This window comes from Pedococcus sp. (assembly GCF_036554925.1).
GTDB lineage: Bacteria > Actinomycetota > Actinomycetes > Actinomycetales > Dermatophilaceae > Pedococcus_A.
Genome location: NZ_DATBMI010000040.1, coordinates 1 through 26,814 on the forward strand (window position 1 = coordinate 1; position 26,814 = coordinate 26,814).

At 72.3% G+C, this 26,814-nt stretch carries 27 protein-coding genes; 12 read left to right on the top strand and 15 right to left on the bottom strand.

Annotation, left to right across the window (positions count from 1 at the left end):
• The 3 genes from VIB11_RS02705 to VIB11_RS02715 all read left to right on the top strand — a co-directional run.
• Positions 1 to 305: sodium-independent anion transporter (locus tag VIB11_RS02705; RefSeq protein WP_332028116.1), on the top strand; the 305-nt coding region annotated here is incomplete at its 5' end.
• A gap of 74 nt (positions 306 to 379) precedes the next feature.
• Complete coding sequence (locus VIB11_RS02710) at positions 380 to 1,033, top strand: O-methyltransferase (protein ID WP_332028118.1); 654 nt, start codon at positions 380 to 382, stop codon at positions 1,031 to 1,033.
• A gap of 86 nt (positions 1,034 to 1,119) precedes the next feature.
• Positions 1,120 to 1,911: a carbon-nitrogen hydrolase family protein gene (locus VIB11_RS02715; protein ID WP_332028120.1), complete on the top strand. Its 792-nt coding sequence runs from the start codon at positions 1,120 to 1,122 to the stop codon at positions 1,909 to 1,911.
• 78 nt (positions 1,912 to 1,989) lie between these two features.
• Here VIB11_RS02715 and VIB11_RS02720 read toward each other — a convergent pair whose 3' ends face one another.
• A complete protein-coding gene (locus tag VIB11_RS02720; protein ID WP_332028122.1) occupies positions 1,990 to 2,349 on the bottom strand; it encodes a cupin domain-containing protein in 360 nt (119 codons plus the stop codon).
• 193 nt (positions 2,350 to 2,542) lie between these two features.
• Positions 2,543 to 4,711, bottom strand: coding sequence for an RNA polymerase recycling motor ATPase HelR (helR, locus tag VIB11_RS02725; RefSeq protein WP_332028124.1), 2,169 nt, complete (start codon positions 4,709 to 4,711; stop codon positions 2,543 to 2,545).
• Between the two features lie 165 nt (positions 4,712 to 4,876).
• On the opposite strand from helR, the gene VIB11_RS02730 reads away from it, so the two are divergent.
• Complete coding sequence (locus VIB11_RS02730; protein WP_332028126.1) at positions 4,877 to 5,353, top strand: cupin domain-containing protein; 477 nt, start codon at positions 4,877 to 4,879, stop codon at positions 5,351 to 5,353.
• Positions 5,354 to 5,433: 80 nt separating this feature from the next.
• On the opposite strand, the gene VIB11_RS02735 is transcribed toward VIB11_RS02730, so the two are convergent.
• From VIB11_RS02735 to VIB11_RS02745, 3 genes are all read right to left on the bottom strand, one after another.
• On the bottom strand, positions 5,434 to 6,042 hold the full coding sequence (locus VIB11_RS02735) for a DUF47 domain-containing protein (RefSeq protein ID WP_332028128.1): 609 nt from the start codon (positions 6,040 to 6,042) through the stop codon (positions 5,434 to 5,436).
• Positions 6,039 to 7,058: an inorganic phosphate transporter gene (locus VIB11_RS02740; RefSeq protein WP_332028130.1), complete on the bottom strand. Its 1,020-nt coding sequence runs from the start codon at positions 7,056 to 7,058 to the stop codon at positions 6,039 to 6,041. The genes VIB11_RS02735 and VIB11_RS02740 overlap by 4 nt, the downstream gene beginning before the upstream one ends.
• Positions 7,059 to 7,181: 123 nt before the next feature.
• Entirely contained in the window at positions 7,182 to 7,460 is a 279-nt protein-coding gene (locus VIB11_RS02745) for a metalloregulator ArsR/SmtB family transcription factor (RefSeq protein ID WP_332028132.1), read from the bottom strand.
• Positions 7,461 to 7,702: 242 nt separating this feature from the next.
• Here VIB11_RS02745 and VIB11_RS02750 point away from each other — a divergent pair, with 242 nt between their 5' ends.
• Both VIB11_RS02750 and VIB11_RS02755 read left to right on the top strand, forming a co-directional pair.
• Positions 7,703 to 9,208 carry an FAD-dependent oxidoreductase gene (locus tag VIB11_RS02750; protein ID WP_332028134.1) on the top strand — a complete coding sequence of 502 codons (1,506 nt, stop codon included), beginning with the start codon at positions 7,703 to 7,705 and terminating at the stop codon, positions 9,206 to 9,208.
• Positions 9,208 to 9,771 (top strand): DinB family protein, encoded by a 564-nt coding sequence (locus VIB11_RS02755; protein WP_332028135.1) that lies wholly within the window; start codon positions 9,208 to 9,210, stop codon positions 9,769 to 9,771. Before VIB11_RS02750 ends, VIB11_RS02755 begins: the two co-directional genes overlap by 1 nt.
• Positions 9,772 to 9,826: 55 nt before the next feature.
• Here the strand turns inward: VIB11_RS02755 and VIB11_RS02760 are convergent, their stop codons facing one another.
• The 3 genes from VIB11_RS02760 to VIB11_RS02770 form a co-directional block, all read right to left on the bottom strand.
• Positions 9,827 to 10,579 (bottom strand): FkbM family methyltransferase, encoded by a 753-nt coding sequence (locus VIB11_RS02760; RefSeq protein ID WP_332028137.1) that lies wholly within the window; start codon positions 10,577 to 10,579, stop codon positions 9,827 to 9,829.
• A 9-nt stretch (positions 10,580 to 10,588) separates the two neighbouring features.
• Positions 10,589 to 12,202, bottom strand: a complete 1,614-nt coding sequence (locus VIB11_RS02765) for a CDP-alcohol phosphatidyltransferase (protein WP_332028139.1) — start codon at positions 12,200 to 12,202, stop codon at positions 10,589 to 10,591.
• Positions 12,203 to 12,264: 62 nt separating this feature from the next.
• Positions 12,265 to 13,035 (bottom strand): CDP-alcohol phosphatidyltransferase family protein, encoded by a 771-nt coding sequence (locus VIB11_RS02770; protein WP_332028141.1) that lies wholly within the window; start codon positions 13,033 to 13,035, stop codon positions 12,265 to 12,267.
• Positions 13,036 to 13,124: 89 nt separating this feature from the next.
• On the opposite strand from VIB11_RS02770, the gene VIB11_RS02775 reads away from it, so the two are divergent.
• From VIB11_RS02775 to VIB11_RS02800, 6 genes are all read left to right on the top strand, one after another.
• A complete protein-coding gene (locus tag VIB11_RS02775; RefSeq protein WP_332028143.1) occupies positions 13,125 to 14,114 on the top strand; it encodes a dehydrogenase in 990 nt (329 codons plus the stop codon).
• 5 nt (positions 14,115 to 14,119) lie between these two features.
• Positions 14,120 to 14,518: a 6-carboxytetrahydropterin synthase gene (locus tag VIB11_RS02780; RefSeq protein WP_332028144.1), complete on the top strand. Its 399-nt coding sequence runs from the start codon at positions 14,120 to 14,122 to the stop codon at positions 14,516 to 14,518.
• On the top strand, positions 14,515 to 15,582 hold the full coding sequence (locus VIB11_RS02785; RefSeq protein ID WP_332028146.1) for a glycosyltransferase family 4 protein: 1,068 nt from the start codon (positions 14,515 to 14,517) through the stop codon (positions 15,580 to 15,582). Before VIB11_RS02780 ends, VIB11_RS02785 begins: the two co-directional genes overlap by 4 nt.
• 174 nt (positions 15,583 to 15,756) lie before the next feature.
• Positions 15,757 to 16,749: a lysylphosphatidylglycerol synthase transmembrane domain-containing protein gene (locus VIB11_RS02790; protein ID WP_332028148.1), complete on the top strand. Its 993-nt coding sequence runs from the start codon at positions 15,757 to 15,759 to the stop codon at positions 16,747 to 16,749.
• On the top strand, positions 16,742 to 17,434 hold the full coding sequence (locus tag VIB11_RS02795; RefSeq protein WP_332028150.1) for a RibD family protein: 693 nt from the start codon (positions 16,742 to 16,744) through the stop codon (positions 17,432 to 17,434). Before VIB11_RS02790 ends, VIB11_RS02795 begins: the two co-directional genes overlap by 8 nt.
• A gap of 19 nt (positions 17,435 to 17,453) precedes the next feature.
• Positions 17,454 to 18,155, top strand: a complete 702-nt coding sequence (locus VIB11_RS02800; protein WP_332028152.1) for a GTP cyclohydrolase II — start codon at positions 17,454 to 17,456, stop codon at positions 18,153 to 18,155.
• A 54-nt stretch (positions 18,156 to 18,209) separates the two neighbouring features.
• Here VIB11_RS02800 and VIB11_RS02805 read toward each other — a convergent pair whose 3' ends face one another.
• From VIB11_RS02805 to VIB11_RS02835, 7 genes are all read right to left on the bottom strand, one after another.
• On the bottom strand, positions 18,210 to 19,532 hold the full coding sequence (locus VIB11_RS02805) for an alpha/beta fold hydrolase (protein WP_332028154.1): 1,323 nt from the start codon (positions 19,530 to 19,532) through the stop codon (positions 18,210 to 18,212).
• A gap of 32 nt (positions 19,533 to 19,564) precedes the next feature.
• The gene (locus tag VIB11_RS02810) at positions 19,565 to 21,859 is read right to left on the bottom strand and encodes a heavy metal translocating P-type ATPase (protein WP_332028156.1); all 2,295 of its coding nucleotides are present in this window, start codon (positions 21,857 to 21,859) and stop codon (positions 19,565 to 19,567) included.
• A gap of 36 nt (positions 21,860 to 21,895) precedes the next feature.
• Complete coding sequence (locus tag VIB11_RS02815; RefSeq protein WP_332028158.1) at positions 21,896 to 22,117, bottom strand: heavy-metal-associated domain-containing protein; 222 nt, start codon at positions 22,115 to 22,117, stop codon at positions 21,896 to 21,898.
• Between the two features lie 68 nt (positions 22,118 to 22,185).
• Positions 22,186 to 22,494 carry a metal-sensitive transcriptional regulator gene (locus tag VIB11_RS02820; protein WP_332028160.1) on the bottom strand — a complete coding sequence of 103 codons (309 nt, stop codon included), beginning with the start codon at positions 22,492 to 22,494 and terminating at the stop codon, positions 22,186 to 22,188.
• Positions 22,495 to 22,746: 252 nt separating this feature from the next.
• Positions 22,747 to 25,263, bottom strand: coding sequence for a DUF4153 domain-containing protein (locus tag VIB11_RS02825; RefSeq protein WP_332028162.1), 2,517 nt, complete (start codon positions 25,261 to 25,263; stop codon positions 22,747 to 22,749).
• A complete protein-coding gene (locus VIB11_RS02830; protein ID WP_414695741.1) occupies positions 25,260 to 26,009 on the bottom strand; it encodes a response regulator transcription factor in 750 nt (249 codons plus the stop codon). Before VIB11_RS02830 ends, VIB11_RS02825 begins: the two co-directional genes overlap by 4 nt.
• Before the next feature lie 118 nt (positions 26,010 to 26,127).
• On the bottom strand, positions 26,128 to 26,814 hold the full coding sequence (locus VIB11_RS02835; RefSeq protein WP_332028166.1) for an alpha/beta hydrolase: 687 nt from the start codon (positions 26,812 to 26,814) through the stop codon (positions 26,128 to 26,130).

A 26,814-nucleotide genomic window follows, 5' to 3' on the forward strand; every position in this document is an offset into this window, starting at 1 on the left:
AGACGGTGCGGGAGATCGCCGAGGACCACCCAGACCTCCGCTGGATCGTCGTGGCCGCCGAGCCCGTCACCGACGTCGACACCACGGCCTCGGACATGCTGCAGGAGCTGGACGCCTGGCTCAACGCGCGTGGTGTGTCGCTGGTCTTCGCGGAGATGAAGGACCCGGTGCGCAGGAAGATCGAGCGCTACGAGCTGACCCGCACGATCGACCCGGCGCACTTCCTCCCGACGCTCGACGAGGCCGTCGCGGAGTACATGCGACAGACCGGCGTCACCTGGCGCCGTCCGAAGGGGGAGGCGTGACGCCGACCGGTGCGCTCGGCCCGGTCTCGCGCCGCCGCCGACCCCGCCGGGCACGGTTGGCGTAGCGTCGGGGGATGCGCAGCTTCCCGGTGACGGACGAGGTCCGGTCGTACGCGGTGGACCACGGCAGCTGGCGTCCCGATGAGGTGATGCGGCGGCTGCGTTCCGAGACCGCCGCCCTGGGCGAGGTCGCCGGCATGCAGATCGGCGAGGACCAGGGGCAGCTGCTGACCATGCTCACCCGGCTGGTCGGCGCACGGCGGGCCGTCGAGGTGGGCACGTTCACCGGATACTCGAGCCTGTGCATCGCCCGTGGGCTGGTCGACGGCGGTTCCCTCCTGTGCTGCGACGTCAGCGAGGAGTGGACGGCGATCGGCCAGCGGGCCTGGGCGGAGGCGGGGCTGGCGGGGCGGATCGAGCTGCGGATCGCGCCGGCGCTGGAGACGCTGCGGTCGCTGCCGGAGGCTGCAGAGGTCGACCTCGCCTTCATCGATGCCGACAAGCCCGGGTATGCCGCGTACTGGGCCGAGCTGGTGCCCCGGATCCGTCCGGGCGGCCTGCTGCTGGCCGACAACGTGCTGTGGAGCGGCAGGATCGTCGATCCCTCGGTGGACGACGCGAACACGGCAGCCCTGCGCGCCTTCAACGACGTCGTGGCCGCGGACGACCGCGTGGAGACGGTCGTCCTGACGGCGTTCGACGGGTTGACCATGGCCCGCAAGCGGTGACCCGGGACCCACTCACGGGAGGCGACACGATGGTCACCAGCAGCGGGGATGCCCCAACGCCACCGCGAGGGGCCCCGTCCCGTCCCGTGGAGGTCGCCGTCGTCCAGCAGGTCATGCCCGTCGGCGACGCCGCAGGCAACCGCGAGCACCTCGCTCGCCTCGTCGCGGATCACGGCGACGTCGACCTCGTCGTCTTCCCCGAGATGTACGTCACCGGCTACGACCTGGCCGTGCTCGCGGCGCGCAGCGCCGACCTGGCCGAGCATGCGACGACCGGGCCGACTGCACGGCTCACCCGCCAGCTGTCGTTGCGGCATCGGCTGACGATCGTGGTCGGGTTCCTCGAGCGCGCAGACGACGGGAAGCTGTACAACTCCCTGCTCATCGCCTCCGCGGGCGCGCGCCCTGCGCTCTACCGGAAGTCGCACCTGTTCCCGGCCGAGGTGCCGGTCTTCGCGGCCGGTCAGGTGCTGCCCGTGGTCACGACGTCGGCGGGAGTGCTCGGACCCCAGATCTGCTTCGAGCACGCCTTCCCCGCGATCTCGACCACCCAGGCGATCGCGGGCGCTGAGATCCTCGTCATCCCCTCCGCGGTCGGCGTCGACCACGAGCACCTCATCGAGGTGCGTACTCGGGCCCGCGCCCAGGACAACCAGGTCTTCGCCATCGCGGCCAACTCGAACTCGCCCGGCTTCTGTGGGCACTCGATCGTCGTCGACCCGCGCGGGCGGGTGGTGGCCGCCGCCGGTCACGACGACGTCGTTCTTCGGGCGACCCTCGACCTCTCGGAGATCTCCGCCGAGCGCCGGCGCGAGCCGTCCCTCGGGATGGGACGCCCCGACCTCTACGTCCTCGAGCGCCTCGAGCCCGAGGCCTGACAGAACCTGAGCGGTGAGCGCGGAGGGAGTCGCGGCCGGCTCCCAGGCTCGGACGGCATGACGCGAGCGCGTCCCGGCTCAGCCGTTGGCGGGTTGGGCGTACGAGCTGGACGCGCCGAAGTCGACCACGATGCAGGGCTCGTCCCCGACCACCCAGGCATCGTGCCCCGGCTCGATGCGGGCCACCGCGTTGGGTCCGACCTCGCCTTCGGTGCCGTCGTCCATCCGCAACCGCATCCGTCCCGACAGCACGTACAGCAGGTGTGGTGACTGGCAGCTCTCGGTGCCCACGACAGGCTTCAGGTGCTCCGACCACCGCCACCCGGGATCGAAGCGCCCCTTGAGGACGATGCCGTCGCCCAGCGCCACCACCTGCGCCATGCCCTTGTCGGCGAAGGGGCGGGTCTCGTCAGGGTCGTCGAAAGTCTTGGATGCCATGCTCGCCATCTCGCACCTCCAGGGTCGAAGCTGACGCCTTCAGCCTAGGTTTGCGGAGACCCGTCGCCCATGGCCCACTCGTGCCATGTGGACGGCCGAGGTGCCATCCCGCCGGGCCTCAGGGATCCCTCACCCGTGACACCTTCGGGACCGAGCGGCCGTCCGCACGCCGGGGCGTGGTGTTGCCCGACGTTCAGCGGCTCGTGAGGATGACGAGCTGCTGCGTCGCCCGGGTCATCGCGACATAGCGGTCGACCGCACCTTCCACGCCCGCGCCGAACGCCTCCGGGTCGATGAGGACCACCAGGTCGAACTCGAGCCCCTTGGCGAGCTCCGGGGTGAGCCACCTGACGCGAGTCGACCCCCGGGACGGGTCGGTGCCGATGTCCCCGGTGCCGATGACGCAGGCGATCCCATCGGCGTGCGCGGCGAGCCAGGCGTCGAGCACCGAGTCCAGCTCCGCCACGGACCCGTGCACGACGGGAACGCCGTTGCTGCGGACGGAGGTCGGCACGTTGGCGTCGGGCAGGGCGGTCCGGATGACCGGCTCGGCCTCCGACATGACCTCCTGCGGCGTCCGGTAGTTGACGCCCAGGGAGGCGAGCGTGACCCGGTCGAGACCGATCCGCCCGAGCCGCTCCTGCCACGACTCCGTGAACCCGTGCCTGGCCTGGGCCCGGTCTCCGACGATGGTGAGGCTGCGCGACGGGCAGCGCAGCAGCAGCATCTGCCACTCGGCGTCCGTCAGCTCCTGGGCCTCGTCCACGACGACGTGCGCGAACGGGCCGGCGAGCCGGTCGGGGGCGCCGCCCGGCAGGACGGCCCCGTCGACCAGCGCCCCCTGCAGGTCCTCTCCCCGCAGCATCGACATCACGAGCATCTCGGAGTCGTCCGCCGCGATGAGGTCGTCGACGACCCTGCGCATCTGCTCGCGCTCGCCGTCGAGGGTGGCCTGCGCACGCCGCTTCCGGTGGGTCGCCTCCGGGTCGCCGAGCCGGTGTCGCGCCGCGTCGAGCAGGGGCAGGTCCGACACGGTCCACGCCTGGGCGTCCTGTCGCTGCAGAGCCCGGACCTCGTCGGGCGCGAGCCACGGCGCACACAGCCGCAGGTAGGCGGGCACCGTCCACAGGTCCCCGACCAGGTCCGTCGCGTCGATGAGCGGCCACGCGCGCTCGAGCGTCGAGCGCAGCTCCTCGTCGCGCCGCAGCGACCGGCGGAGCTCGCCCTCGGGGAGCGAGTCGTCGTCGTGCTTGCCTCGGATGATGCTCACCAGCTCGTCCCAGATCGCTTCACGGGCCTCGTTGTGCGGCATCCCGGGGTCCGGTGCCTCGAACGCCGCGGCCCAGTCGTCGGCGTCAAGCCACACGTCCGCCCATGCGGTGGTGACCTCCATTCCCTCGGTGGGCGGGTCCTCGTAGAACCGCACAGCGGCGTCGATCGCCCTGACCATGTCGGCGGACGACTTCAGGCGGGCCACCTCGGGGTCCGCCTCGACCGCCGCGTCGGCACCCTCGGGGACGAGGTCGCGCAGGGTGCAGGTCTGCACTCCCTCTTCGCCGAGGCTGGGGAGCACGTCGGCGACGTAGGCCAGGTAGGGCTGGTGAGGACCGACGAACAGCACGCCGCCCCGACGGTGACCGAGGCGCGGGTCGGAGTACAGGAGGTATGCCGTGCGGTGCAGCGCCACGACGGTCTTGCCGGTGCCCGGGCCGCCGTCGACGACGTGTGCCCCGCGGGAACCCGCCCGGATGATTGCGTCCTGGTCGGCCTGGATCGTCCCGAGCACGTCGCGCATCCGGCTCGACCGGCTGGTGCCGAGGCTGACGACGAAGGCCGACTGGTCGTCGAGTGCGTGGGCGTGCTCGGTGAACCCGTCCGGGGTGAAGACCTCGTCCCAGTAGTCGCTGACCCGGCCGCGGGTCCAGCGGTACCTGCGGCGGCTTGCCAGGCCCAGCGGGTTCGCGTGGGTCGCTCCGAAGAAGGGCTCGGCCGCAGGGGAGCGCCAGTCGACGAGCAGCCGACGCCCCGTGCTGTCGGTGAGGCCGAGTCGTCCCACGTACACGGGCTCGGGGTCGTCCGCGCTCACCATGTGTCCGAGGCACAGGTCCAGCCCGAAGCGCCGCAGGGCGCGCAGCCGAGCCGTCAGCCGGTGGACCTCGAGGTCGCGTTCCAGCGCCTCACGGCCTGGGCGACTCGGTGCCCGGCGCTCGGTGTCGAGGCGGTCGGTCAGGCGGGCGATCGTCTGCTCGAGCGTCTCCGCCATCGCGGCGAAGTGCTGCTCGTCGGCGGCGATGAGGGCCGGGTCCGCCTTGGGGGAGAGGTGGCCGGGAAGGTCGAATGCGCTGGTCGTCAGTGGGGTCACGCGACATCCATTTCCGTTGGTACTGGCGTCGGTCGGCGATTCTGCGTCACGACCGGGGCCTTGCCGCAAGACCCCCGCCGCGCTATACGTTGAGAGTGGAAGGGAGTTCTCCCTTCCTTTCCCGTCCACGGACGGACGACCTCCTCGCGAGAATGAGAGGGGCGCATGACCATCAAGGACGTCGGGCCGGAACCCCAGAGCTTCGACCTCGAGAAGGCGACGCTCGAGAACACCAGCTACCGCGCCGTCGCGTGGTCGGGGACGTACCTCCAGCTGACCCTCATGTCGATCCCCGTCGGTGCGGACATCGGGCTCGAGGCACACCCGCAGACCGACCAGTTCCTGCGACTCGACGCCGGCCGGGGCCGCGTCCTGATGGGGCCCACGAGGGACCACCTCGACTTCGACCGGGAGGTCGAGGACGGTGGCGCGGTCTTCGTGCCCGCCGGCACCTGGCACAACGTCATCAACATCGGTGACGAGCCCCTGCAGCTCTACACCGTGTACGCGCCGGTCCACCACGCGGCGGGCAAAGTCCAGGCCACGGCGGCCGACGCGGAGCGCGACGAGGAGTCGGGCAGCGACGAGCCGCCGAGCTGGTCCGTCCAGCCAGACCAGGAGCGGTCGGACGAGCACGCCTGACGGGGCCGCCCGCACGAGTCCGTGCGCGCACGGCCGCCGCGCCCGCGACACCTCACGGACGGGCGGTCACGGCATACGGTCTAGGCCTCCTTCACCACGGCGTACCACACGCGGTCGGCGACCCGTGTGAGGCGTTCTCCGATGTCGAGCGTGCGGCGGTAGAACTCGCCCCGGACCACCACCTCGCGAAGGTCGTCCGCCGCGAACAGGGAACGCATCGCGTCGCGGTAGATCTTCTCCATCCGCCGCTCGGCCGTCACCGCCGCATCCGCCTCGCGCGTGGCCACGTCGCCGTCCTTGTCGAGGTGGACCATCGCCGTGCGCAGGTGCCGCACTCCCGTCGCGATCTCGGCGGCCATGGCCGCGACCGCGGCGTCTGGCTCGATCGCGTAGCTCTCGGCCTCGCGAACGACGTTCTTGAGGCCGTTGAGGACCGCATCGAGCCGCTCGGACAGCGTGAAGAGGTCCTCCTGGTCGACAGGGGTGCTGAACGCCTCACGCAGCTGCAGGCTCAGCTGCCGCCGGACCTCGTCGGCCCGGTGCTCACACGCCCTGACCTGTGCCTCCTGCGTGAGGTCTCCACAGGCCCACGCCTCGAAGGCGATCGCCCCAGCCAGGGTGATGTCGGCCTGCGCCCCGAGAGTCCTCATCACGTCGGGGCTCTGCGGCAGGAACCAGTGCCTCCTCATGTGACGATCCTCCCCAGTGTTGCGACTGTCGCGCCGAGGGCCGCACAGGCGGGCAGGGTCACCACCCAGGCGAGCCCGATCTCGCGGACCACCGGCCAGCGCACATGCCTCCATCGACGCTCCGCGCCCACGCCCACGACCGAGGACGCCACGATGTGGGTGGTGCTCACCGGTGCACCCAACGCCGCGGCTCCTCCGATGACCACCGTGCTCGACGCCTGGCTCACGAACCCGTCCAGTGGCCGGATCCGGTAGATGCCGCGACCAAGGGTCCGCACGATCCGCCACCCACCCATAGCCGTCCCGACGGTGAGGGCGACCGCGCAGATCAGCTTCACCCACAGCGGGACCACGAACGAGGGAATCGAACCGGTGGCCACGAGGGCCAACGTGATCAGACCCATCGTCTTCTGGGCGTCGTTCGTCCCGTGCGCGAAGGCGAGAGCGGAGGACGTCACCCACTCGCCGCGCAGGATCGAGCGGGTGACGCGTCGTGGAGCCCGCCGCAGCGACCGTGCGGCCGTGAACTCGCCCATCCAGCCGGCCAGCCCCCCGACCACTGGGGAGATGGCGAGGGCCAGGAGGACGCCGGCCACCCCCGCCGGACGCCACCCGTCGAACCCTCCCCAGCGCACGGCACCGAGACCACCGACGGCGACACCGGCCCCCGTGAGCCCCCCGACCAGCGCGTGCGAGGACGACGACGGCAACCCCCACCACCATGTGGCCAGGTTCCACATCACGGCAGCGAGGAGGGAGGCGAAGAGGATCCCCAACGTGTCGCCCGTACCGACTCGGACGAGCCCGCCGACCGTGTCGGCCACCGCGGCACCGGCCAGGACCGGCCCCAGGATCGTGAAGACCGCCGCCACGGACACCGCGGTCGCAGGTCGCATCGCGCGAGTCGCCACTGGCGCCGCCACCGAGTTCGACGAGTCATGGAATCCGTTGGTCACGTCGAAGGCGACAGCCAGCGCAACGACGACCACCAGTGCGACCATGCCGCCACCGCTCACGAGGGCAGTGTCCCGCACTCCGTGCCCGAGGTGGATGCGTGGTTGAGCCGGGCGACGGTCACCACGAGGGGTCGGGCAGGCGGGGCCCACACCCACGACGGCAACCTCAGGGCGCGGGACGAGTCATCGACCCAGGGACAGAGCGCCCACCAGCGCCTCGAGCCGCTGCGGCACGGCCCGGTAGTAGACCCAGGTGCCGCGCCTCTCACTCGTCGTCAGGCCGGCGTCCCGGAGGATCTTCAGATGGTGGCTCGCGGTCGCGGCGCTCTTGCCGATCGCTGCGGAGATGTCGCAGGCGCACACCTCCTCGGCGTTGAGCAGCATCGCCATGATCTTCACCCGGGCGGGGTCGGCCAACGCCTTGAACACGTCGGCCAGCGCATGGGCGTTCCGATCCGCCACGTCGGGGTTGGCGGGACCGCAACACGCGGTGAGCAACGTGAGCTCGCTGCGTGGTGAGGAGCCGCGAGCAGTGGTCGTCGTGGGCACTGGCTGGGCCTCTCGTCGTCGGGTCAGAAATTCGGTGATCTTCGAAGGAATGCTTCCAGGTCCGTCACAGTTTGCTTTGATGAACGTCGAATCAACAGGTGGCGTTCCGCGACGGGCAGACTGTCCTCGTCGCACCGGAGTCGAAGGAGACGTGCATGGCGCTTTCCACCGCGGCTGGACTTCTGCGGTCCGGCCCTGGCGCGGACGTGGGCGACCTGCCCGTTGTCGTCATCGGAGCCGGGCCGGTGGGCCTTGCCGCCGCCGCCCACCTGGTCGAGCGGGGCCTGACGACCATCGTCCTCGAGGCCGGCGACCAGGTTGGTGCTGCCATGCGGGAATGGGGACACATCCGGACGTTCACACCGTGGCAGTACATCGTCGACCCGGCTGCCGAGGAGCTGCTGGCGACCGGCGGCTGGACGCGTCCGAGCGTGCGCCAGTCGCCACGTGGCGCTGAGATCGTCGAGCAGTACCTCGTGCCGCTCTCCGCGGCCCTGGGTGAAGTGGTCCGCACCGGGATGCGCGTGCTGGCTGTCTCTCGCGAGGGCGTGGACCGGTCGCGCACCGTGGGTCGCGCCGACCGGCCGTTCATCGTGCGTGTCGCCCACGCTGATGGCCGTGTCGAGGACCTGCGCGCCCGCGCGGTGATCGACGCCTCCGGCACATGGCACCAGCACAACCCGCTCGGCGCCTCCGGGCTGCCGGCGCTGGGGGAGGAGGGGGCCGCCGCGGCGGGGTTCCTCGTCGGGCCGCTGCCCGACGTGCTCGGCGTGGACCGTGCGCGTTTCGCCGGACGGTCCACCCTCGTGGTCGGCACGGGGCACTCGGCTGCGAACACGCTCGTCGCCCTTGCCCAGCTGGCCGTCGAGGAACCTGGCACCAGAGTCGTGTGGGCCATCCGTGGCGCCAGTGCCCGCCGGGTCTTCGGCGGGGGCACTGCCGACCAGCTCGAGGACCGCGGCCGCCTCGGGTCGGAACTGCACAGCCTGGTCGAGGCCGGCGCGCTCGAGTTCCTCACCGGGTTCTCTACCCGAGAGCTGCGCATCGCGCCGGGCGCGGGAACGGTCAGCGTGGTGGGCGACACGCTGAACGGCGAGCGGGTGATCGACGACCTGCACAACGTCGTGGCCGCCACCGGTTTCCGCCCCGACCTTGCCATTCTGGCCGAGCTGCAGCTCGACCTCGACCCGGGCCTTCAGTCCTCGCGCGTCCTCGGTCCGCTCATCACCCCCGAGGCGCACAGCTGCGGGACCGTCGCGCCCCACGGCTGGCGCGAGCTGTCCCACGAGAACGAGCCCGGCTTCTTCGTCGTGGGCATGAAGTCCTACGGGCGCGCCCCGACGTTCCTGATCACCACTGGCAACGAGCAGGTTCGCTCCATCGTCGCGCACCTCGCCGGGGACGACGTGGCGGCCGACGAGGTCCAGCTCGTCCTCCCCGAGACCGGGGTCTGCAGCTCGGCGAACGCGCTGGCCGACGCGCCCGTCGGGAGAGTCCCCGAGGCGGCCACCGAGAGGGTGGCGTCGAACCCGGACCTGCTGGCCTCCCTCAAGACGCTTCGACGGGGCTTCGCCACGGGTGTGCCGAACGGCCGCGCGGGTGACGAGGCCGTCAAGGCTGGCCCCAGGGCATCCTCCGGCACGGACGTGGGCTGTGGATGATGGTTGGGTGCCCAGAGCCGCCTGTCGGGCCGGCTGTCCCGGTCGACCGGAGCGCCATCGCCGCGGACTACGAACGCTGCCGCGCAGACCTGCACTGGCTGCTGTCGGTGGCGCCGGGGGAGGAGCTGCGCGCCCGCAGCGACGGGACGCGCTGGACCAACGAGCAGCTGCTCTTCCACATGGTGTTCGGGTTCCTCGTGGTCAGGCGACTGCTTCCGCTCGTCCGTCTCGTCTCCCGTCTGCCGCCACCGGCAGGTCGAGGGTTCGCCGGTGTCCTGGACACGTGCTGGCGGCCGTTCCACGTCGTCAACTACGTCGGGTCGTGCGCGGCGGCACTCGTCTTCGACCGGCACCGGATGGGTTGGCTGTGCGACCGCACCCTTGACGGCCTGTCCTCCAGCCTCCAGCGCGAACCGGAGCACCAGATGGGGCGGGTGATGCCGTTCCCCACGCGCTGGGACCCCTACTTCACGGCCGTGATGACGGTGGAGGACGTCTACCGCTACCCCGTCCTCCACTACGCCCACCACCGCGCCCAGCTCACGCTGCGGGCAGCGCGCTGAGCCGTTCCGCCCACGTCCCGCGCCTGCGGCAACCACGACGTCGCAGAGCGGTCGGTCAGTGCGGCTCCGTCGGAACGAGCCGGGCGTAGACGTCGCCCGAGCGCCCGAGCGGCCGGTGCCGGTCGAGCACGGCGGACAACCCGGCGGCGTCGAGCCACTCGTGGCTCGTGAACCGCATGGTCTCGACCACCGAGTAGTTGTAGCGGTAGTCGCCCAGGCTCTCGAGGCGGTCCAGGGCGGCGAGCGCGAGGTCGTGTGCCGCGGGCAGGTACTCGAACGACAGGGCCGGCAGCGGATGGCTCAGACCCGACAACACGTCGACCTCGAAGCCTTCCACGTCGATCTTGCAGAAGGCCGGTTCGCCATATGTCGCAACGAGATCATCGAGGGTGATGACCTCGACCTCGATCGACCGGTTCCAGTGCACGCGGGCGAACCGGCGGTCGGCCGCGACGGCCTCGACCCACGACGGGGACATCGAGGACACGGTCGGCGTCGCCGTCGACACGGCCAGCCGTGACCGACCGCGCGCCGCTCCCACCGCCTTCGGGACGATGGTGACCTCGTGGTCGCGGCCGTACAACCACCGCAGGACCCGCAGGCAGTCCGGCTGTGGCTCCACCGCGACCACGCGGACCCCCAACCGGCGCCAGGCGCGCACCCGGCTCCCCACGTGCGCCCCGATGTCGAAGCCGACCTCGCCCGGGCCGAGGAACTCCCCGTAGAGCCGCGCCATGCGCCGCTGGCGCCCCGGGATGGCGTGGTACATCGCCAGCGACCGTCCGATGCCCCACGCCCGGCCCAGCACGTTCCGACCCTAACGCGCCCGGCTGGGCCCGGGGGGCGCTACCGGTGCGGGCCCGTAGGCCGCGAGGAAACGGTCACGGACGGCATCCATGCGCCAGACCGGCGCGTGGGAGTCGGGGCGGAGACCGTCCTGCCACTCCCAGCCGGTGATCCGCTCCATCACGCCAGGGTCGCGGGCGATGACCGTCACGGGCACCCGGTGGCTCGCCCGCGCGCCGGACACGACTGTGGCGGGCTGGTGGTCACCGAGCAGGACGAGGACGAGGTCGTCGTCCTGCGCCCACTCCACGAAGGACACCACGGTGTCGACGGAGTAGGAGATGGCCTGGGCATAGGCGGCGCGCACGGTGTGCGGGTGGCGCCACACCACGTCCTCGGGCGGCGACTCGGCGCGCATCGCGGCATACACCGAACCGTCGCCGACGTCGTCCCAGTCGATGAGGCGCGGCAACGGCGTCCACGGCAGGTGACTGGAGACGAGGTCGATCTCGGCCATGACGGGTGGGCGGTCGGAGCGGGCGAGCTCACGGTCGAAGAACGCCTTCAGGGTGTACTGGTCGGGCATCGTGGCATAGCCGAAGGGGGGACCGGCATACCCGACGTTGCGTGCGTCGTACAGCTGGTCCCAGCCGTAGAAGGCCCTGCCCTCCGGCCAGTCCCTGCGGTTGGCCGGGCTCTGGCACACCGTGCGCCACCCCGCGCGCTTGAAGGCCCCGCTGAGGGTGAGCCGGTCGCGCTCGAGGAGGGCGTCGTAGCGGGCCTGGCTGTCGACCCACAGGCCGGACTGCAGGGTCGCGTGGGCCAGCCAGCTGAGGCCGCCGAACGTCGGCGACGTGAGCCAGGCGCTCCGGGTGGAGTACCCGGCGGCCTTCAGCCGGGCTGTCCCGGAATCCAGTGTGGCGGCTACGCGTTCGGAGACGGGGGATCCCTGGACCGCGACCTCTCCGTAGCTCTCGACGAAGGCGATGACCACGTCCTTGCCGCGCAGGCCCGTCAACAGGTCTCGGCTCGCCGCGTCGCGGAAGCCATCGACGGCCACCGCGCGGGCGAAGACCTCGCGGTCGCGCAGGGCCGCTCGGGACTGCTGCCAGTGGTCGGAGGCCAGGGTCGCGGCGCTGGCGGACGCGACCGGCGTGCCCGGGACGAGCTCGGCGCCCGTTGCGGCGCAGGCGACCCAGAGCAGCGTGAGTCCGGCGACGACCCGCGTCGAGGTGGACCGGTGCCGGTCCACGACTCGGGACACGTGCAGCACGGACCGCGGCAGGAGGACCAGCACCCCCACCATGACGGCCCCGGCGCCCGCCAGGACGACCACGGCAGCGACCGGGCCGACCGAGTCGCTGAGCAGCTCTCTGCCGGACCCCACGTAGGTCCAGTCGGTCACGGGTTCGAAGGGCCGGAGAAAGGCCGAACGGAACCCCAGGTCGAGGACCTTCACGATGGCCACCGCGCCGAGGACGAGCCCGACGAGGACTCCGGCCAGCCGGCGCGCCCTGGCTGGGAGGGCGAGCAGGAGGGTCACCGCGAGCAGCGCCTCCACCGGGAGGCGCACGAACGATGCCGGCGACAGGCCCGCCGGGTCGTCGGGCGCGGTCAGTGCGAGCCACACGAGCAGGCTGGCCACCGCGGTGGTTCCTGCTCGGCGCACCAACACTCCGGTTCGGCCCGGTGGCGCTCGTCTCTCCGTCACGGGCCGACTCCCAGAGCCTGACCGCCTTCGGCGATGACGTCCGGCGGGGCCACGAGCTCCTCGCCCCGCGCGGGCTCGTGCAGACGGTCCCGCCAGCGTTCCGCGACCTCGGTGCCGAACGACGTCGCGAGCAGGCCCAGCGCACCGACCAGCGCCAACCGGTTCACCGTGCCGGGCAGCAGCTGCGACGCCGCGAGCGTCAGGACGATGCCCTGGATGGCCGCCACCACCTTGCGCCACCTCCGTGCCGGAAGGGTGCCACGAAGCCATGGCGCCATCGAGGATGCCGCCAGGAGCGCGTACCGCGCCGCGCCGATGGCGAGCACCCACCAGCCGGTCACCCGGGCGACGTAGACGCTGAGGACGAGCACCAGGAACGCGTCCACCTCCATGTCGAAGCGTGCGCCCAGTGGTGACGTCGTCCCGGTGCGTCGGGCGACCCACCCGTCGACCGCGTCGAGCAGCAGGGCGACGGAGGCGATCCCCACCAGGGCCGTCACCCGAGTGGGCTGGGAGAAGGAGTTGACGGTCATTGCCGCCACGCCGCACGCGAGCGTTGCCCGGGTGAGGGTGACGTGGTCGGCGGGCCCGAGGCCCCGACCGTCGCTGGCCGCAAGTCCCCGCGCGAGAGCCGCCCCCGTGACCGCCGCGCACGCGAGGCCGACCGCCGCGCCCGCGCCCCCGAAGCCCGCGGCCGAGGACAACGCCGCAAGCAGGCCCACCTGCGCCGCCAGGCCGATCATCGGGAGCGTGGGAACCGAACGCACCGTGCCTCCCCTTCTCCCTCATTCTCGAGCGTAGAACGAGAAGGGCGTCATCGGGGTTCATCCGGCAGGACCGTCGCTAGGGTGAGCGCGTGTCCGGTGCTGCACGCGCGTTCTGGCTGGTCGGGCCCTCCGTGGGGGAGATCCGGGCGGTGGACCTGCCGGCGCCGAGGGCCGGCGAGGTGCTCGTGCGCACGCTGCACTCCGGCGTCAGCCGGGGAACGGAGACCCTCGTCTTCCGAGGGGAGGTCCCCTCGAGCCAGTATGCCGTGATGCGGGCGCCGTTCCAGACCGGCGACTTCCCATGGCCGGTGAAGTACGGGTACCTCAGCGTCGGGGTGGTCGAGGACGGGCCGACTCACCTGCTCGGCCGAACGGTTTTCGCCCTGTTCCCCCACCAGACCGCCTATGTCGTGCCGGCCGAGGCCGTGGTCGTCGTGCCCGACGACGTCCCCCCGGTGCGCGCCGTGCTGGCCGGCACCGTGGAGACCGCCGTCAACGCCCTGTGGGACGCGGCGCCGCTCCTGGGCGACAGGGTGGCGGTCGTGGGCGCCGGGATGGTGGGCTGCTGCGTCGCCCGCCTCCTGGGCGGGATCCCGGGCGCGCAGGTCACCCTCGTGGACGTCGACCCCTCCAGGGCCGCGGTCGCCACGGCGCTGGGCGTGGACTTCGCGCTGGCCGGGCAGGCCGCGGAGTTGACCGATGGCTGCGACCTCGTCGTGCACACCAGCGCCACCTCCGAGGGCCTCCAGCTGTCGGTGGACCTGTTGGCCGCGGAGGGCACCGTGGTCGAGCTCAGCTGGTACGGCGATCGCGCGGTTCGCCTCGCCCTGGGTGGCTCGTTCCACTCGGGACGCCTCGGCATCCGCGCCAGCCAGGTGGGCGAAGTGGCCGCAGCCCGCCGCACCCGGCGTACGCGGACCGACCGCCTCCGCCTGGCGCTGGACCTCCTGCGCGACCCGGCGTTCGACGCCCTCATCACCGGCCACTCGCCGTTCGACGAGCTTCCCGGGGTGATGGCACGCCTGGCCCAGGGCAGCCTGCCGGCGCTTTGTCACACCATCACCTACGGCGAGGGGTAGCCCCCATGTTCAGCGTGACCGTCCGGGACCACATGATGATCGCCCACAGCTTCCGTGGGGAGGTCTTCGGGCCCGCGCAACGCCTCCACGGGGCCACCTTCGTCGTCGACGCGACCTTCCGGCGGGAGGCACTCGACGCCGACAACGTCGTGGTCGACATCGGGCGGGCGGCAGAGCAGCTGGGCGCCGTGCTGGGTGAGCTGAACTACCGGAACCTCGACGACGACCCGGCCTTCCGGGACACCAACACCACGACCGAGGCGCTGGCCCAGGCGGTGGCCGACCGGCTCGCAGCGCGGGTCCACGCCGGTGACCTCGGGGAGGCCGCCCGTGGCCTGGCCGGGATCACGGTCACCCTGCGGGAGTCGCACGTCGCGTGGGCCAGCTACGAGCGCGACCTGTGACCGCAGTCCACGTCGTCGTCCCGGGCACCGTCGACGACCCGGCGCTGCCGAGTGGGGGCAACACCTACGACCGGCAGGTCTGCGCAGGGCTCCCCGCCCTGGGGTGGTCCGTCCACCAGCACCCGGTGCCGGGGCCCTGGCCCTGGCCGGACGCCCGGGCACGCGCCTCGCTGGGGCGGGTGCTGGCGTCGCTTCCCGACGGCGCCGTCGCGCTGCTCGACGGCCTGGTCGCATCGGGAAGCCCGGAGGTCGTCGTGCCGGAGGCGGACCGGCTGAGGCTGGTCGTGCTGGTGCACATGCCGTTCGGTGGCCGCCCCGACGGGGACGACAGCGGGCCCGCGGGCGCCGGCGAGTGCGCGGTGCTGTCCGCGGCGGCCGCCGTGCTGACGACCAGCGACTGGACCCGGCGCTGGCTGCTGGACCGCTACGCCCTGGACCCGACTCGCGTGCACGTCGCCGAACCGGGAGCCGAGCCGGCAGCCCTCGCGCCGGGCACCCCGGAGGGGAGCGAGCTGCTCTGCGTCGCGGCGGTGATACCGGGCAAGGGCCACGACCAGCTGCTGACGGCACTCGCCGGGGTCGCGGACCTGCCGTGGCGGTGTGTCTGCGCGGGCGCCCTGACGCTCGACCCGGTGCTGGCCCAACGCCTGCTGCGCCAGGCCCGCGGGAGTGGGATCGCGGATCGGGTGCGGTTCGTCGGCTCGTTGGCCGGTGACGACCTCGACCGTGTGTATGCCGCGTCGGACGTGCTTCTCCTCGCCTCACGCGCCGAGACGTACGGCCTGGTCGTGACGGAGGCCTTGGCGCGTGGGCTCCCGGTGGTGGCGACCTCGGTGGGCGGACTGCCCGAGGCGCTGGGTCGGGGGCCGGACGGGACCCGACCGGGACTCCTGGTGCCTCCGGAGGACCCGGCGGCGCTCTCGGCCGCCGTGCGCTCCTGGCTGTGCGAGAGCGAGGTGCGCGAGCGCCTCCGCCGCGCTGCCCGAGGCCGCCGCGTCACGCTGCCGACCTGGTCGGCGACGTCACGCACCGTGGCCGGCGTCCTGGCGCAGGTGGCTGCCTGAACGCCGGCGCTCATCGCTGAGGGTCGGCCGGCGATGGGTGGCGGCCTCGCCCGGGGTGTGGGATTACTTTGAAGGGATGAACCGGCGGGGCGCAGGCTACGTCACTGTCGGTGACGGGGCCCCAACGAGGAAAGGCCGGACACGTCATTGCACAGATGCCACCCACGCCGTCCCTTGGCGGAGGTCCTGAGACGCCACCGGTGGAGCGCGGCGCGCGCCCTCGGCACCGTCGGCGTGTTCGGGGTGCTCGTGTGGCGGCTCGGGACCGGACCGTTCCTCGACGGCCTGCGCAGCATCGACCTCTGGTCGCTGGCGGCAGCGAGCGGCATTGCGGTGGTCACGACAGTGTGCTGCGCGTGGCGGTGGACCCTGGTGGCGCGCGGTCTCGGAGTTGCGGTGCCGCTCCGCGCGGCGGTGGCCGCGTACTACCGGTCGCAGTTCCTCAACGTGGCGACACCGGGCGGCGTGCTCGGTGACGTCCACAGGGGAGTGCGCCATGGTCGGGACGTGGGGGACACGAGCCGCGCGCTGCGGTCGGTGGTGTGGGAACGGTTCGCGGGTCTGCTGGTGATGATCCTCATGGCCGCGTCCGCGTTGTCCCTGTTGCCGTCGCCCGTGCCGGTGCCCCTGCCGGTGGTCGGTCTCGTGGCTGTCGCCGCGGGTGTTGTCGTGGCGCTGGTGCTGGGCGTGCCCACGCGGCTGGCACCTCTGTGGGCACGGCTCCTGGGCAGCGCTGGAGCCGACCTCAGGGCCGGCGTCCTCGCGCGGCACACCTGGCCGGGGATCCTCCTCGCGTCGACCGTCGCGGCGGTCGGACACGTTCTCACCTTCCTGATCGCGGCCCGGGTCGCGGGGTCGAGCGCGTCACCACTGCGGATGTTCCCGCTGGCCCTGCTCGTGATCCTCGCCATGGGGCTGCCGCTGAGCATCGCTGGGTGGGGCCCACGGGAGGGCATGGCGGCGTGGGCGTTCGGGGCCGGAGGGCTGGGCGCGGAACAGGGCGTGGCCACCGCAGTGGCCTACGGGGTGATGGTCTTCGTCGCCAGCCTGCCGGGCGCCGTCCTGTTGCTCACGACCCGGATCCGTCGTGGCTCCATGGTGGCTCGGGCCGCCCCGCGTCCGGTGGCTGCCGCGACCTCGACGCCGGACGGCGTGGGTCATGGCTGACCGCCCCTACACCCTGCTGAGCTGCGGCATGTCCATCGACGGCTACCTCGACAGCGCTTCGCCCGGGCGCCTGCAGCTGTCCAACACCGCCGACTTCGACCGCGTCGACGCGGAGCGGGCCGCCTGTGATGCGATCCTCGTCGGCGCGGCGACCATCCGCAACGACAACCCTCGGCTGCTCGTGCGCTCGCCGCAGCGGCGGGCGGACCGGGTGGCGCGAGGGTGCCCGCCGTCGCCCATCAAGGTGACGGTGACGCACCGAGGCCAGCTCGACGCCCGCGCCGAGTTCTTCGCCAGCGGCGACGTGGAGAAGCTGGTCTACTGCGCCAGCGGCTCGGTGGCCGACGCTCGTGAACGGCTGGGGGACGCGGCGACCGTTGTGGACGGTGGCGACCCCGTCATCCTGCGGGAGGTCAGTGAGGACCTCCACGAGCGCGGCGTCCGGCGGTTGATGGTCGAGGGGGGTGGGACCGTGCACACGCAGATGCTCACCGCTGGCCTGGCCGACGAGCTGCAGCTGGTGGTGGCCCCTCTCTTCGTCGGGGACTCCCGGGCCCGACGGTTCGTCGGCGACGGGCTGTTCCCCTGGACCGCGGACCGGCGAGCGACCCTCGCGGAGGTGCGCCAGATCGATGACGTCGCCCTGCTGCGGTACGCCCTGTCGGCCCGCTTCAGGCTGCGCTGACGCGGGTCGGGTGAACGCGATGCCTCCGACAGCCAATATCCGCAGCCAGCTGACCGTGCCCCTGCGCTTCCCCGATGGCTTCGAGACGACGGCCCGCGTGTTCACCTTCGACGGCCTGGTCGATGGTGGGGAGCACCTGGCGTTCGGGCTCGGCGACCGAGCCGATCCCCTTGTCCGAGATGTGGATGCGGGGCCACCACCGCTCGCGCGCCTGCACAGCGAGTGCCTCACCGGTGACGTCTTCGGGAGCCAGCGGTGCGACTGCGGCGGGCAGCTGCGGGAGGCGGTGAGGCGCATGGCGCAGACCGGTGGGGTCCTGCTCTACCTGCGCCAGGAGGGGCGCGGGATCGGCCTCTACGCGAAGCTCGACGCGTACCTGCTGCAGGACGCGGGGCTGGACACGTACGAGGCCAACGTCGCGCTCGGCTACGGCGAGGACGAACGGGACTACACCGTCGCGGCCCAGATGCTCAGGGCGCTCGGAGTGACCCGAGTTGCCTTGCTGAGCAACAACCCTGACAAGGCCGCACAGCTCACCCGACTCGGGGTGACGGTGGTCGAACGGGTGCCGACCGGGCTGCACCTGTCGGACGCGAACGCGGAGTACCTGGCGGCGAAGGTCCGACGTGGCGCCCACACGATCGACCTCGACGGGCTCCGGAGTGGAGACCACCACCCCAACGGGACGCGGGGAGCTGGGCCGAACGGCGCCGAAGACTGATCGGCCTCGCCGAGCTGAGCCCCGCGGGCCATGCGGGTGACGGGATGCGACGAGCTACGGGCTGACCAGTGGCGTGGAGTTCCGCACCGACACGACCACGTCGTGGATCGCCCGGCTGACCGCGGCGGCGTCGTTCCGGTCACCGAGCAGCGACTCGTGGGTGGCATCGGCCACGACTCGGTGCCGGCTGTTGGTCGACAGCCTGGCCATCTCGTTCTGGGCTGCCATCCATCCCTCGGCGCCTCCCCGACCGGCCGTCAGGACGACCAGGGGCTTCGCGGCGAGGTCGACGAGCTCTCCGGCCTGGCTCGTCGACCGCGACGCGACGGCGTACTCGTCGACCGTGCTGCCCAGGTGGCTGGCCGTGGCGGTGCTGGCGCGCGCCTCGTCCCGGGACTGCGGCGGCAGGTCCGAGTAGCTGAGCCATCCGAGAACTCGGCCCAGGCCCAGGCGGGCCGAGGACGACGCCAACGCCGAGACACGCGCCATCACGTCATACGCGCCCGCTCGTTCCCGGGAGACCGGGGTGGAGGTCGGGGCGGTGGAGTCCACGAGCACCATTCCGGCGACGTCCTGGGGATACTGCGCGGCAAAGCTCATCACGTAGAGGCCGCCGAAGGAGTGGCCCGCGAGCACGTAGGGGCCGGGGACGTGCGCGCGCTGCAGCAGCGTGTGCAGGTCGGTCGCGATCTGCGAGCCGTCCGGCGGACTCGTGGCGGGTTCGCTCCAGCCGCGACCGGCCCGGTCGTAGACGCAGACCCGGGTGTCGCGGGCGACAGCCGGGGCGATCCAGCCAAGGGCCGACGACATCTCCCCGGCGCCGGGCTCGAGCACCACGGTCGGACCGCGTGTGCCCGTGCAGCTCAGGTGCAGCCGGTGCTGGCCCACGGCGACCAGCTGTCCGGGCATGGGGTGGGAGCGCCGGTCGGCAGCCTCGCGGATCGTCTCGTAGCCGCCGCCCAGCGAGGCCAGGAGCAGGACGGCCAGCACGGGGTTGAGCACCAGGGCCCTCGTGCGGCTGTGCAGCTGCCGGCGGGCTCGGGCGAACGTCCACACGACCAGCACGAGCAGGGCGGGTGGCCACACCCACACGAGCGCATCCACCACGGCGTCCGGAGCCACCAGCAGGACCGCCCCGGAGAGTCCCATGAACACCGCCGGCACCGCAGCCCACCGCTGGGGCTGGTCGCTGAGCCGTGCCGACAGGACCCACAACATCGCCCAGCCGATGGCGAAGCCGAGCAGCGCCATCCCGGTGAACGCGTGCTCGTCAGCTTCAACGAAGGGGGCGAAGGCAAGGAGTGCAGCGGCCACGAGGCCTGCGGCCAGCGACCCCACGACGATGCGTCCGATGCCGACACGGTTCCTGGTCGTCACGATGACCTCGACCTCTTCAGACCGGCACCGGATCAGCGGCTCGGGTCGAACCGTCGCAGCCGCAGGCTGTTGCTGACGACGAACACCGAGCTGAAGGCCATGGCCGCACCGGCGATCAGGGGGTTGAGCAACCCGAGGGCCGCCAGGGGCAGGGCAGCCACGTTGTAGGCGAACGCCCAGAACAGGTTGCCCTTGATCGTGCCGAGCGTGGCCCGCGCCAGGCGAATGGCGTCCGGGGCGGTGCGCAGGTCACCGCTGACGAGGGTGAGGTCGGAGGCCTCGATGGCGACGTCCGTCCCCGTGCCCATCGCCAGGCCCAGGTCGGCCTGGGCCAGGGCGGCGGCGTCGTTGACGCCGTCCCCGACCATGGCGACGGTGGCGCCCTCGTCCTGGAGGCGCTTGACCACGTCGACCTTGTCGGCGGGCAGGACCTCGGCGATGACGTCCGAGGCGTCGATCCCGACCTGCCGTGCCACGGCCTGCGCCGCGCGGGAGTTGTCGCCGGTGAGCAGCACCGGGCGCAGCCCGAGCTCGCGCAGCCCGGCAACGGCCGGTGCCGAGGTCTCCTTGATGGTGTCCGAGACGACGACGACGGCCCGGACCTCGCCGTCCCAGGCGACCCAGACCGGGGTGCGCCCTTCGGCCTCGGCTCGCTCTGCGAGGCGCACCAGGTCCGCCGGAGCGGTGAGGGACCACTCGTCGGCCAGCCAGGAGCGGCGGCCCGCCATGGCGGCGTGGCCGTCCACGACGCCGGAGACGCCGTTGCCGCCGTGGCTCGCGAAGCCCTCGACCGGAGCGAGGTCTATCCCGGTCTCGCTGGCGTGCTTGGCGATCGCTCGCCCGATCGGGTGCTCGGAGGCGTCCTCCAGCGCGCCGGCGATGGCCAGGACCTCCTCGACAGGCTGCCCGGCCGCAGGGTGCAGCCCGGTGACGCCCATGTGCCCGGTGGTCACGGTGCCGGTCTTGTCGAGCACGACGGTGTCGACCCGGCGCGTGGACTCCAGGACCTGCGGGCCCTTGATGAGGATGCCGAGCTGGGCGCCCCGGCCCGTGCCGACGAGCAGGGCCGTCGGTGTGGCAAGGCCCAGGGCGCAGGGGCAGGCGATGATCAGCACGGCGACGGCGGCGGTGAACGCTGCGGTGGGGGAGTGCCCGGTCAGCAGCCAGGCCGAGAGCGTCGCCAGGGACAGGACGATGACGATGGGGACGAAGACGGCCGAGACCCGGTCGGCGAGGCGCTGGACCTCGGCCTTGCCGTTCTGCGCGTCCTCGACGAGCCTGGCCATCTGGGCGAGCTGGGTGTCGGAGCCGACGCGCGTGGCCCGCACGACCAGCCGTCCTCCGGCGTTCACGGTGGCGCCGACCACCGCGTCGCCGGGACCGACCTCCACCGGGACGGACTCGCCGGTGAGCATCGAGGCGTCGACCGCCGAGGTGCCCGTGACGACGGTGCCGTCGGTGGCGATCTTCTCGCCCGGACGGACCACGAACTGGTCGCCGACCGCGAGTCGGCCGACCGGCATACGGACCTCGGACTGGCCGCCCGGGCCGTCGCGCACCACGGCGACGTCCTTGGCGCCCATGTCGAGCAGCGCTCGCAGCGCGGCCCCCGACGTGCGCTTGGCGCGGGCCTCGAAGTACCGCCCCGCGATGATGAACGTCGTCACGGCCGCCGCGACCTCGAGGTAGATGCTGGTGGAGCCCTCGGAGCGTCCGGGCAGCAGCTCGAACGGCATCCGCATGCCCGTCATGCCGGCCTCGGTGAACAGCAGGGCCCACAGCGACCACAGGTATGCCGCGCCCACGCCGACCGAGATCAGCGTGTCCATCGTGGCGGCGCCGTGGCGCAGGTTCGTCCAGGCTGCGCGGTGGAAGGGCAGGGCTCCCCAGACCACCACCGGTGAGGCAAGCGTGAGCGAGATCCACTGCCAGTTGTCGAACTGGAGCGCCGGCACCATCGACATCAGCAGCACGGGGACCGTGAGGACGGCCGAGACGACGAGCCGCTGGCGCCAGGCCGCTGCCTCGTCGTCCTTGGCGCGCTGGGCAGGGTCGCTCGACTGCTGGTCCTGCTCCGACGGGGGAGCGGCGGGAAGGACCGCGGTGTAGCCGGTGGCCTCGACCGTGGCGACGAGGTCCGCGGGGTCCACGTCGGGGGAGTAGCTGACCTTCGCCTTCTCGGTGGCGTAGTTCACGCTGGCCGAGACGCCCGGCATCCGGTTCAGCTTCTTCTCGATGCGGGCTGCGCACGAGGCGCAGGTCATGCCGCCGATCACGAGCTCGACGTCGCGGCTCTGGTGCTGCGTGTCGTCCACGTGCGTGGTCATGATGCTGTCCTTCCGCCCCTGTCGGGGCTCGTGGTCCTAGTTGTCGGCGAGCCGGTAGTCGCCGGCCTCGTCGAGCGCTGCGGCGACGTCGGCCTCGCTGACGGAGGACTCGCTGGCGACCGTCACGAAGGAGGTGCCGCCGGACACCAGGTCGATGGTGACGTCGGTGACGCCGGCGACCTCCCCGATCTCGCTGCTCACGGCGCTCACGCAGTGGCCGCAGGTCATGCCGGTCACGGGGAAGGTCTGGGTGCTCACGGGGTGTCTCCTTGGTGGCTGTTGCCGGTGGTCTGGTGTGTGTGGTCTGGTGTCGGTGGTCGCGGCGTTCAGGACCGGACGAGGCGGGCGATGGCAGCGGAGGCCTCCGTCACCTTCTCGTCGAGGTCGACCGGGTCGCTGGCGGCATGGGCCAGGCAGTGCCTCAGGTGGTCGTCGAGCAGGCCGAGGGCGACCGCCTCCAGGGCCTTCGTGGCCGCGGAGACCTGGGTCAGGATGTCGATGCAGTACGTGTCCTGCTCGACCATGCGCTGCAGTCCGCGCACCTGTCCCTCGACGCGGCGCAGGCGCTTGAGCACGGCGTCCTTGTTGTCGATGTATCCGGGGATCAGCTCGGGGTGGTTCGCGTGGTCGCTCATGGTCGTCCTTTCTCCATCCCCGCCAACAATACCCCTAGGGGGTGTATTCCAGGGTGTCGACCTGTGCAACCTCAACCCCACCATGAAGGTCGGCGCGCAGATCGTCGGGGCCCTTGAGGTCCACGGACGGGCCTCGGGCGAGCAGGCCCGCCTTGAGGCCCGTGGCGCTGCTGGAGAAGGCTGGTCACAGGTATGCCGCGGCGCGGCTCGCGGGAACCGTGCCCGCAGCCGTCGTCCGGACGGTCGGGCCGCTCAGTCCCCCGACGGGCAGGGGACGGAGGTGCCCTGCGCGCCGGCCGGTGGCCGGTCCGCCATCAGGTCCCGGGTGCGTTCGCGCGACAGGTTCCACTCCAGCCAGTCGTCCTCGCCCAGCTCCGCGGTGAAGCGGGTGGCGCACGCGAACTGCTCGTCGGGAAGGCGCACGAGGGCCGGGTAGGCGTCGGCCGACAGCTGGCCGAGGTACTCCCAGTCGATGCCCACCGGAGCAGCGGCGCGGGCGATGTTGTGCTCCGCGATGTAGAGGTCGGGGTTGAACAGGGCGAGCCCGAGCAGCCCGGCCGCCCCCAGGCGGACGGCCACGGGGACCAGCCAGCGCCCCGCGCCGACCACACCGGCGATGATGACGAGCAGCACCACGACCCCCAGCCAGCCCTCGAAGACGGACACCAGCAGACGCAGCCGGGTGAAGCCGTACGCCTCTTCGTAGAGGTGCATCCGGTAGAGCGCCGAGACGACCACGACGACGGTCATGACGCACAGCGCTCCCAGGGCGAGGTCACGGCGGCGCCCGGGCGCCGCCTTGCGCGCAGCCCATGCCACCACGGTGAGGGTGAGCATGGTGGCGACGGTGAGCTGGCCGAACCCCTCGTGCACGTACTCGGCGTAGGTGAGGCCCGTCGTCCGCTGCAGGTAGTCGTGCCCGCCGAACATCGCGGTCGCCTGGGCGACGAGGAAGGCGAGGAAGACCGTGTCCACCACCAGCACGGGGGCGAACCACTCGAAGTCGTTTCGGCTGGCGCCCAGCGGCAGCCGCAGCCGTTCGACGGCCGGCGGCGCGAGGGCCACGAAGGCCGCGGCCAGCGTGCCCGCGGCGATGAAGGTGGCCAGGACCGCACGCGCCGGCAGGTCGTTCCACGTGATGTCCGGCGTGAGGGCGTCCACCCACGAGGCGAACACCGCGTCGGCAGAGGCGAACAGCGCACCGAAGACGAGCAGCAGGACCGCTGAGACGACCGCGGTGCGGGCCGCGGGAAGCCATGCCTGCACGCTGCTGCTCGGCGTCAACGTCCGCCGCAGCCAGGGCAGTCCCCGGAGCGTGGCGAGCGGAACGGCGGCGGCGGTGCCGAGCAGGGCGAGGACCGAGGCGGCCTTCGTGGAGCTCACGGCCGTCAGCGCGAGTCCGGCCACGAGGCACAGCAGCGTGATCCACTCGGCGTCCCTGACGAACAGCGTCGCGAGGAGCAGCGCCACGAGAGCGGCGTCAGCCGTGTCGAGGCGGGACCAGCGACGGCGGCGGGTCCGGGTGGCCATGGCGACGAAGACCGTCCCGACGACGACGGCGAAGACCAGGGACGTCCCCAGACCAAGGTCTCGGTCGGGCAGGACGGTGGCGGCGACCGCGCCGGCCGCAGCCGCGGCCGCGACGAGGCCGGGGCGACGGCGCGTCGCGTCGGGCCAGAACGTCCTCAGGCCGTCGTGGGGCGGGGGCACGGGCGTCTCGGGAGCAGGAGCGGGCGGGGTGAGGGTGCTCATGACGGGCTCCTTGGAGGTGGTCGTGCGGTCGGCGTCGGCGGGCAGCGTGACCTGGATGCGGCAGCCGCGATCGCCGTCCGCGACCGCGATGGTGCCCCCGTGGAGCTGGGCGACCCAGCGGGAGATCGCCAGGCCGAGACCGGTGCCGCTGGTGTGGGCGGCGCTCGTGGTGAACCGTTCGAAGACGGTGTCCCGGTCGGCAGCGGCGATTCCCGGTCCCTCGTCGGCGACGGCGAGCTGGACGCCGTCGCCCAGGCGTTCGGCGGTGAGCCTGACCTCCCCACCGGAGGGGCTGTGGCGCACCGCGTTGTCGAGGAGGTTGGCCAGCAGCTGGTGCAGGCGGTCGGGGTCGGCGGCGACGGTGAGGTCCTCGGGCGTCACGTCCACCGCGTAGCGCACCCCGTCGCTGCGGTGCTGGGCGATGGCGTCGTCGAAGATGTCCGCGATCCGCACGTCCTTGAGCCGCAACGGGGTCACGCCCTCCTCCACGCGGGACAGGTCGAGCAGGTCACCCACCAGGCGACCCAGCCGTTCGGTCTGGGCCAGGGCGGTGCGAAGCTCCTCCGGACCGGGGCTGGACACCCCGTCGACGAGGTTCTCGAGGACGGCCTGGAGAGCGGAGATCGGCGTGCGCAGCTCGTGCGAGACGTTGGCCACCAGGTCGCGACGGTGCCGGTCCACCATCTCCAGGGTCGCCGCGGTGCGGTTGAAGGCCCGGGCGAGCTCTCCGACCTCGTCGCTCGACGAGGCGTGCACCCGCTGGGAGTAGTCGCCCTGAGCCATCCGCTGGGCTGCCAGGGTCATCTCCCGCAGGGGCGAGGTCATGCCCCGGGCCAGAAGCTGCGTGACGGTCAGGGCAGCCGCGACCGCCACGGGCACGGTGGCCCACGGCGATATGCCGAGCCGGGTGCCGATGACGGCGAGCACCGAGGCCACGACGACCGTCACCGCGACGAGCAGGCCGAGCTTCGTCCTGATGGAGCGGACGCGGTCGAGAGGTCGAAGGTCGTAGTTCATGGAGTCCTCCTCCGCGTGGATCCGACCTCCAGTGCGTACCCGACACCGTGCACGGTGCGCACGAGGTCCGGCCCGAGCTTGCGCCGCAGCGACTTCACGTGGCTGTCGACGGTCCGCGTGCCCGAGGCGTCGGACCATCCCCACACCTCCGACAGCAGGGACTCGCGGCTGAGCACCGTGCCCGGCCGCGCCGCGAGACAGCACAGCAGGTCGAACTCGGTCGGCGTGAGGTGCACCTCCGCGGCGTCCGACCACACCCGGCGCGCGGCGCCGTCGATGCGCAGACCGTCGAGGTTGACGACGGCTGCCGGAGCGGCGGCGGTGCGGGCCCGCTCGACCCGGCGGAGGAGGACTCGGATCCGCGCGACGAGCTCCCGCATGGAGAACGGCTTGGTCATGTAGTCGTCCGCGCCGATGCCCAGCCCCACGAGGACGTCCGTCTCGTCGTCGCGGGCCGTGAGCATCAGGACCGGGACGGGCCGGTCCGCCTGGAGGCGGCGGCACACCTCGTGGCCGTCGAGACCGGGCAGCATGACGTCGAGCACCACCAGCTCGGGGTTCCACGCGGCAGCCCGCTCGAGGGCAGCCAGCCCGTCGTGCACCTGGTCGACGGCGAATCCCTCGGCCTCCAGGCGTGCGGCGATGGCGTCGGCGATGGTGCGCTCGTCCTCGACGACCAGGACGCGGGGCTGATGACTCACCCTTGGAGCGTAGGAGAGCGGGTGGGAGGGAGCGGCGCAGAACATGTGAAGGTTGTGTGCAGATCTGCGCGCTCTGGTGTGCTCGTGCAGGTGCGCTCGTGCAGGTGCACTGGTGCAGATCTGCACGCGCCGGTGCACTCGTGCGGGTGTGCTCGTGCCCGCGTCAGGCCTCGGAAGCCGCCTCCGCGAGCAGCCGCGCGAGCTCGGTCGGCCTGGTGAACATGGGCCAGTGGCCCGAGTCGATGTCGACGAGGTCGAGGTGCTTGGCCCTGGCGAGCTCGGGCAGGTCACCGTCGGCGATCCACTCCTGAGCCTGGGCAGGGGTGAACTCGGGGCACACGAGCACCACCGGGACGTCGAACCGCCGCTCGTCCGACAGCCGCACCGTGCCCTTGGCCACCGCCTCAGGAACGGGGATCGCGGCAGACGCGATGGCTCGCCTGGCCTCCTCGTCGAGGTCGGCGGAGTCCTCCCCCTCGAACGGCCCCCAGCCGGGGAAGGGCATGACCCCGTCCTTCAGCTCGAAGAAGTCGGCGTACCGCTCACCGTCGGCGGACGGGAAGCCGCCGATGAGCGCGAGCTTGGCCACGCGGTCGGGGCGCGCGTCGGCGGCCAGCCACGCGAGGGTGCAGGCGGCGGAGTGCCCCACCACCATGGGCCGGCCGGACGCCGAGTCGACGGCGGCGAGCACCGCTGCCACCTGCTCGTCGAGCGTGGCGGACGCAGCGCCGTCACCCTGGCCCGGGAGCGTGATCGGGACCGGGCGGTGCCCGAGTTGCTCGAGGGCGGACGCGACGTCGTCCCACGCGGATCCGTCGAGCCACAAGCCGGCAACCAGCAGGATGTCCAT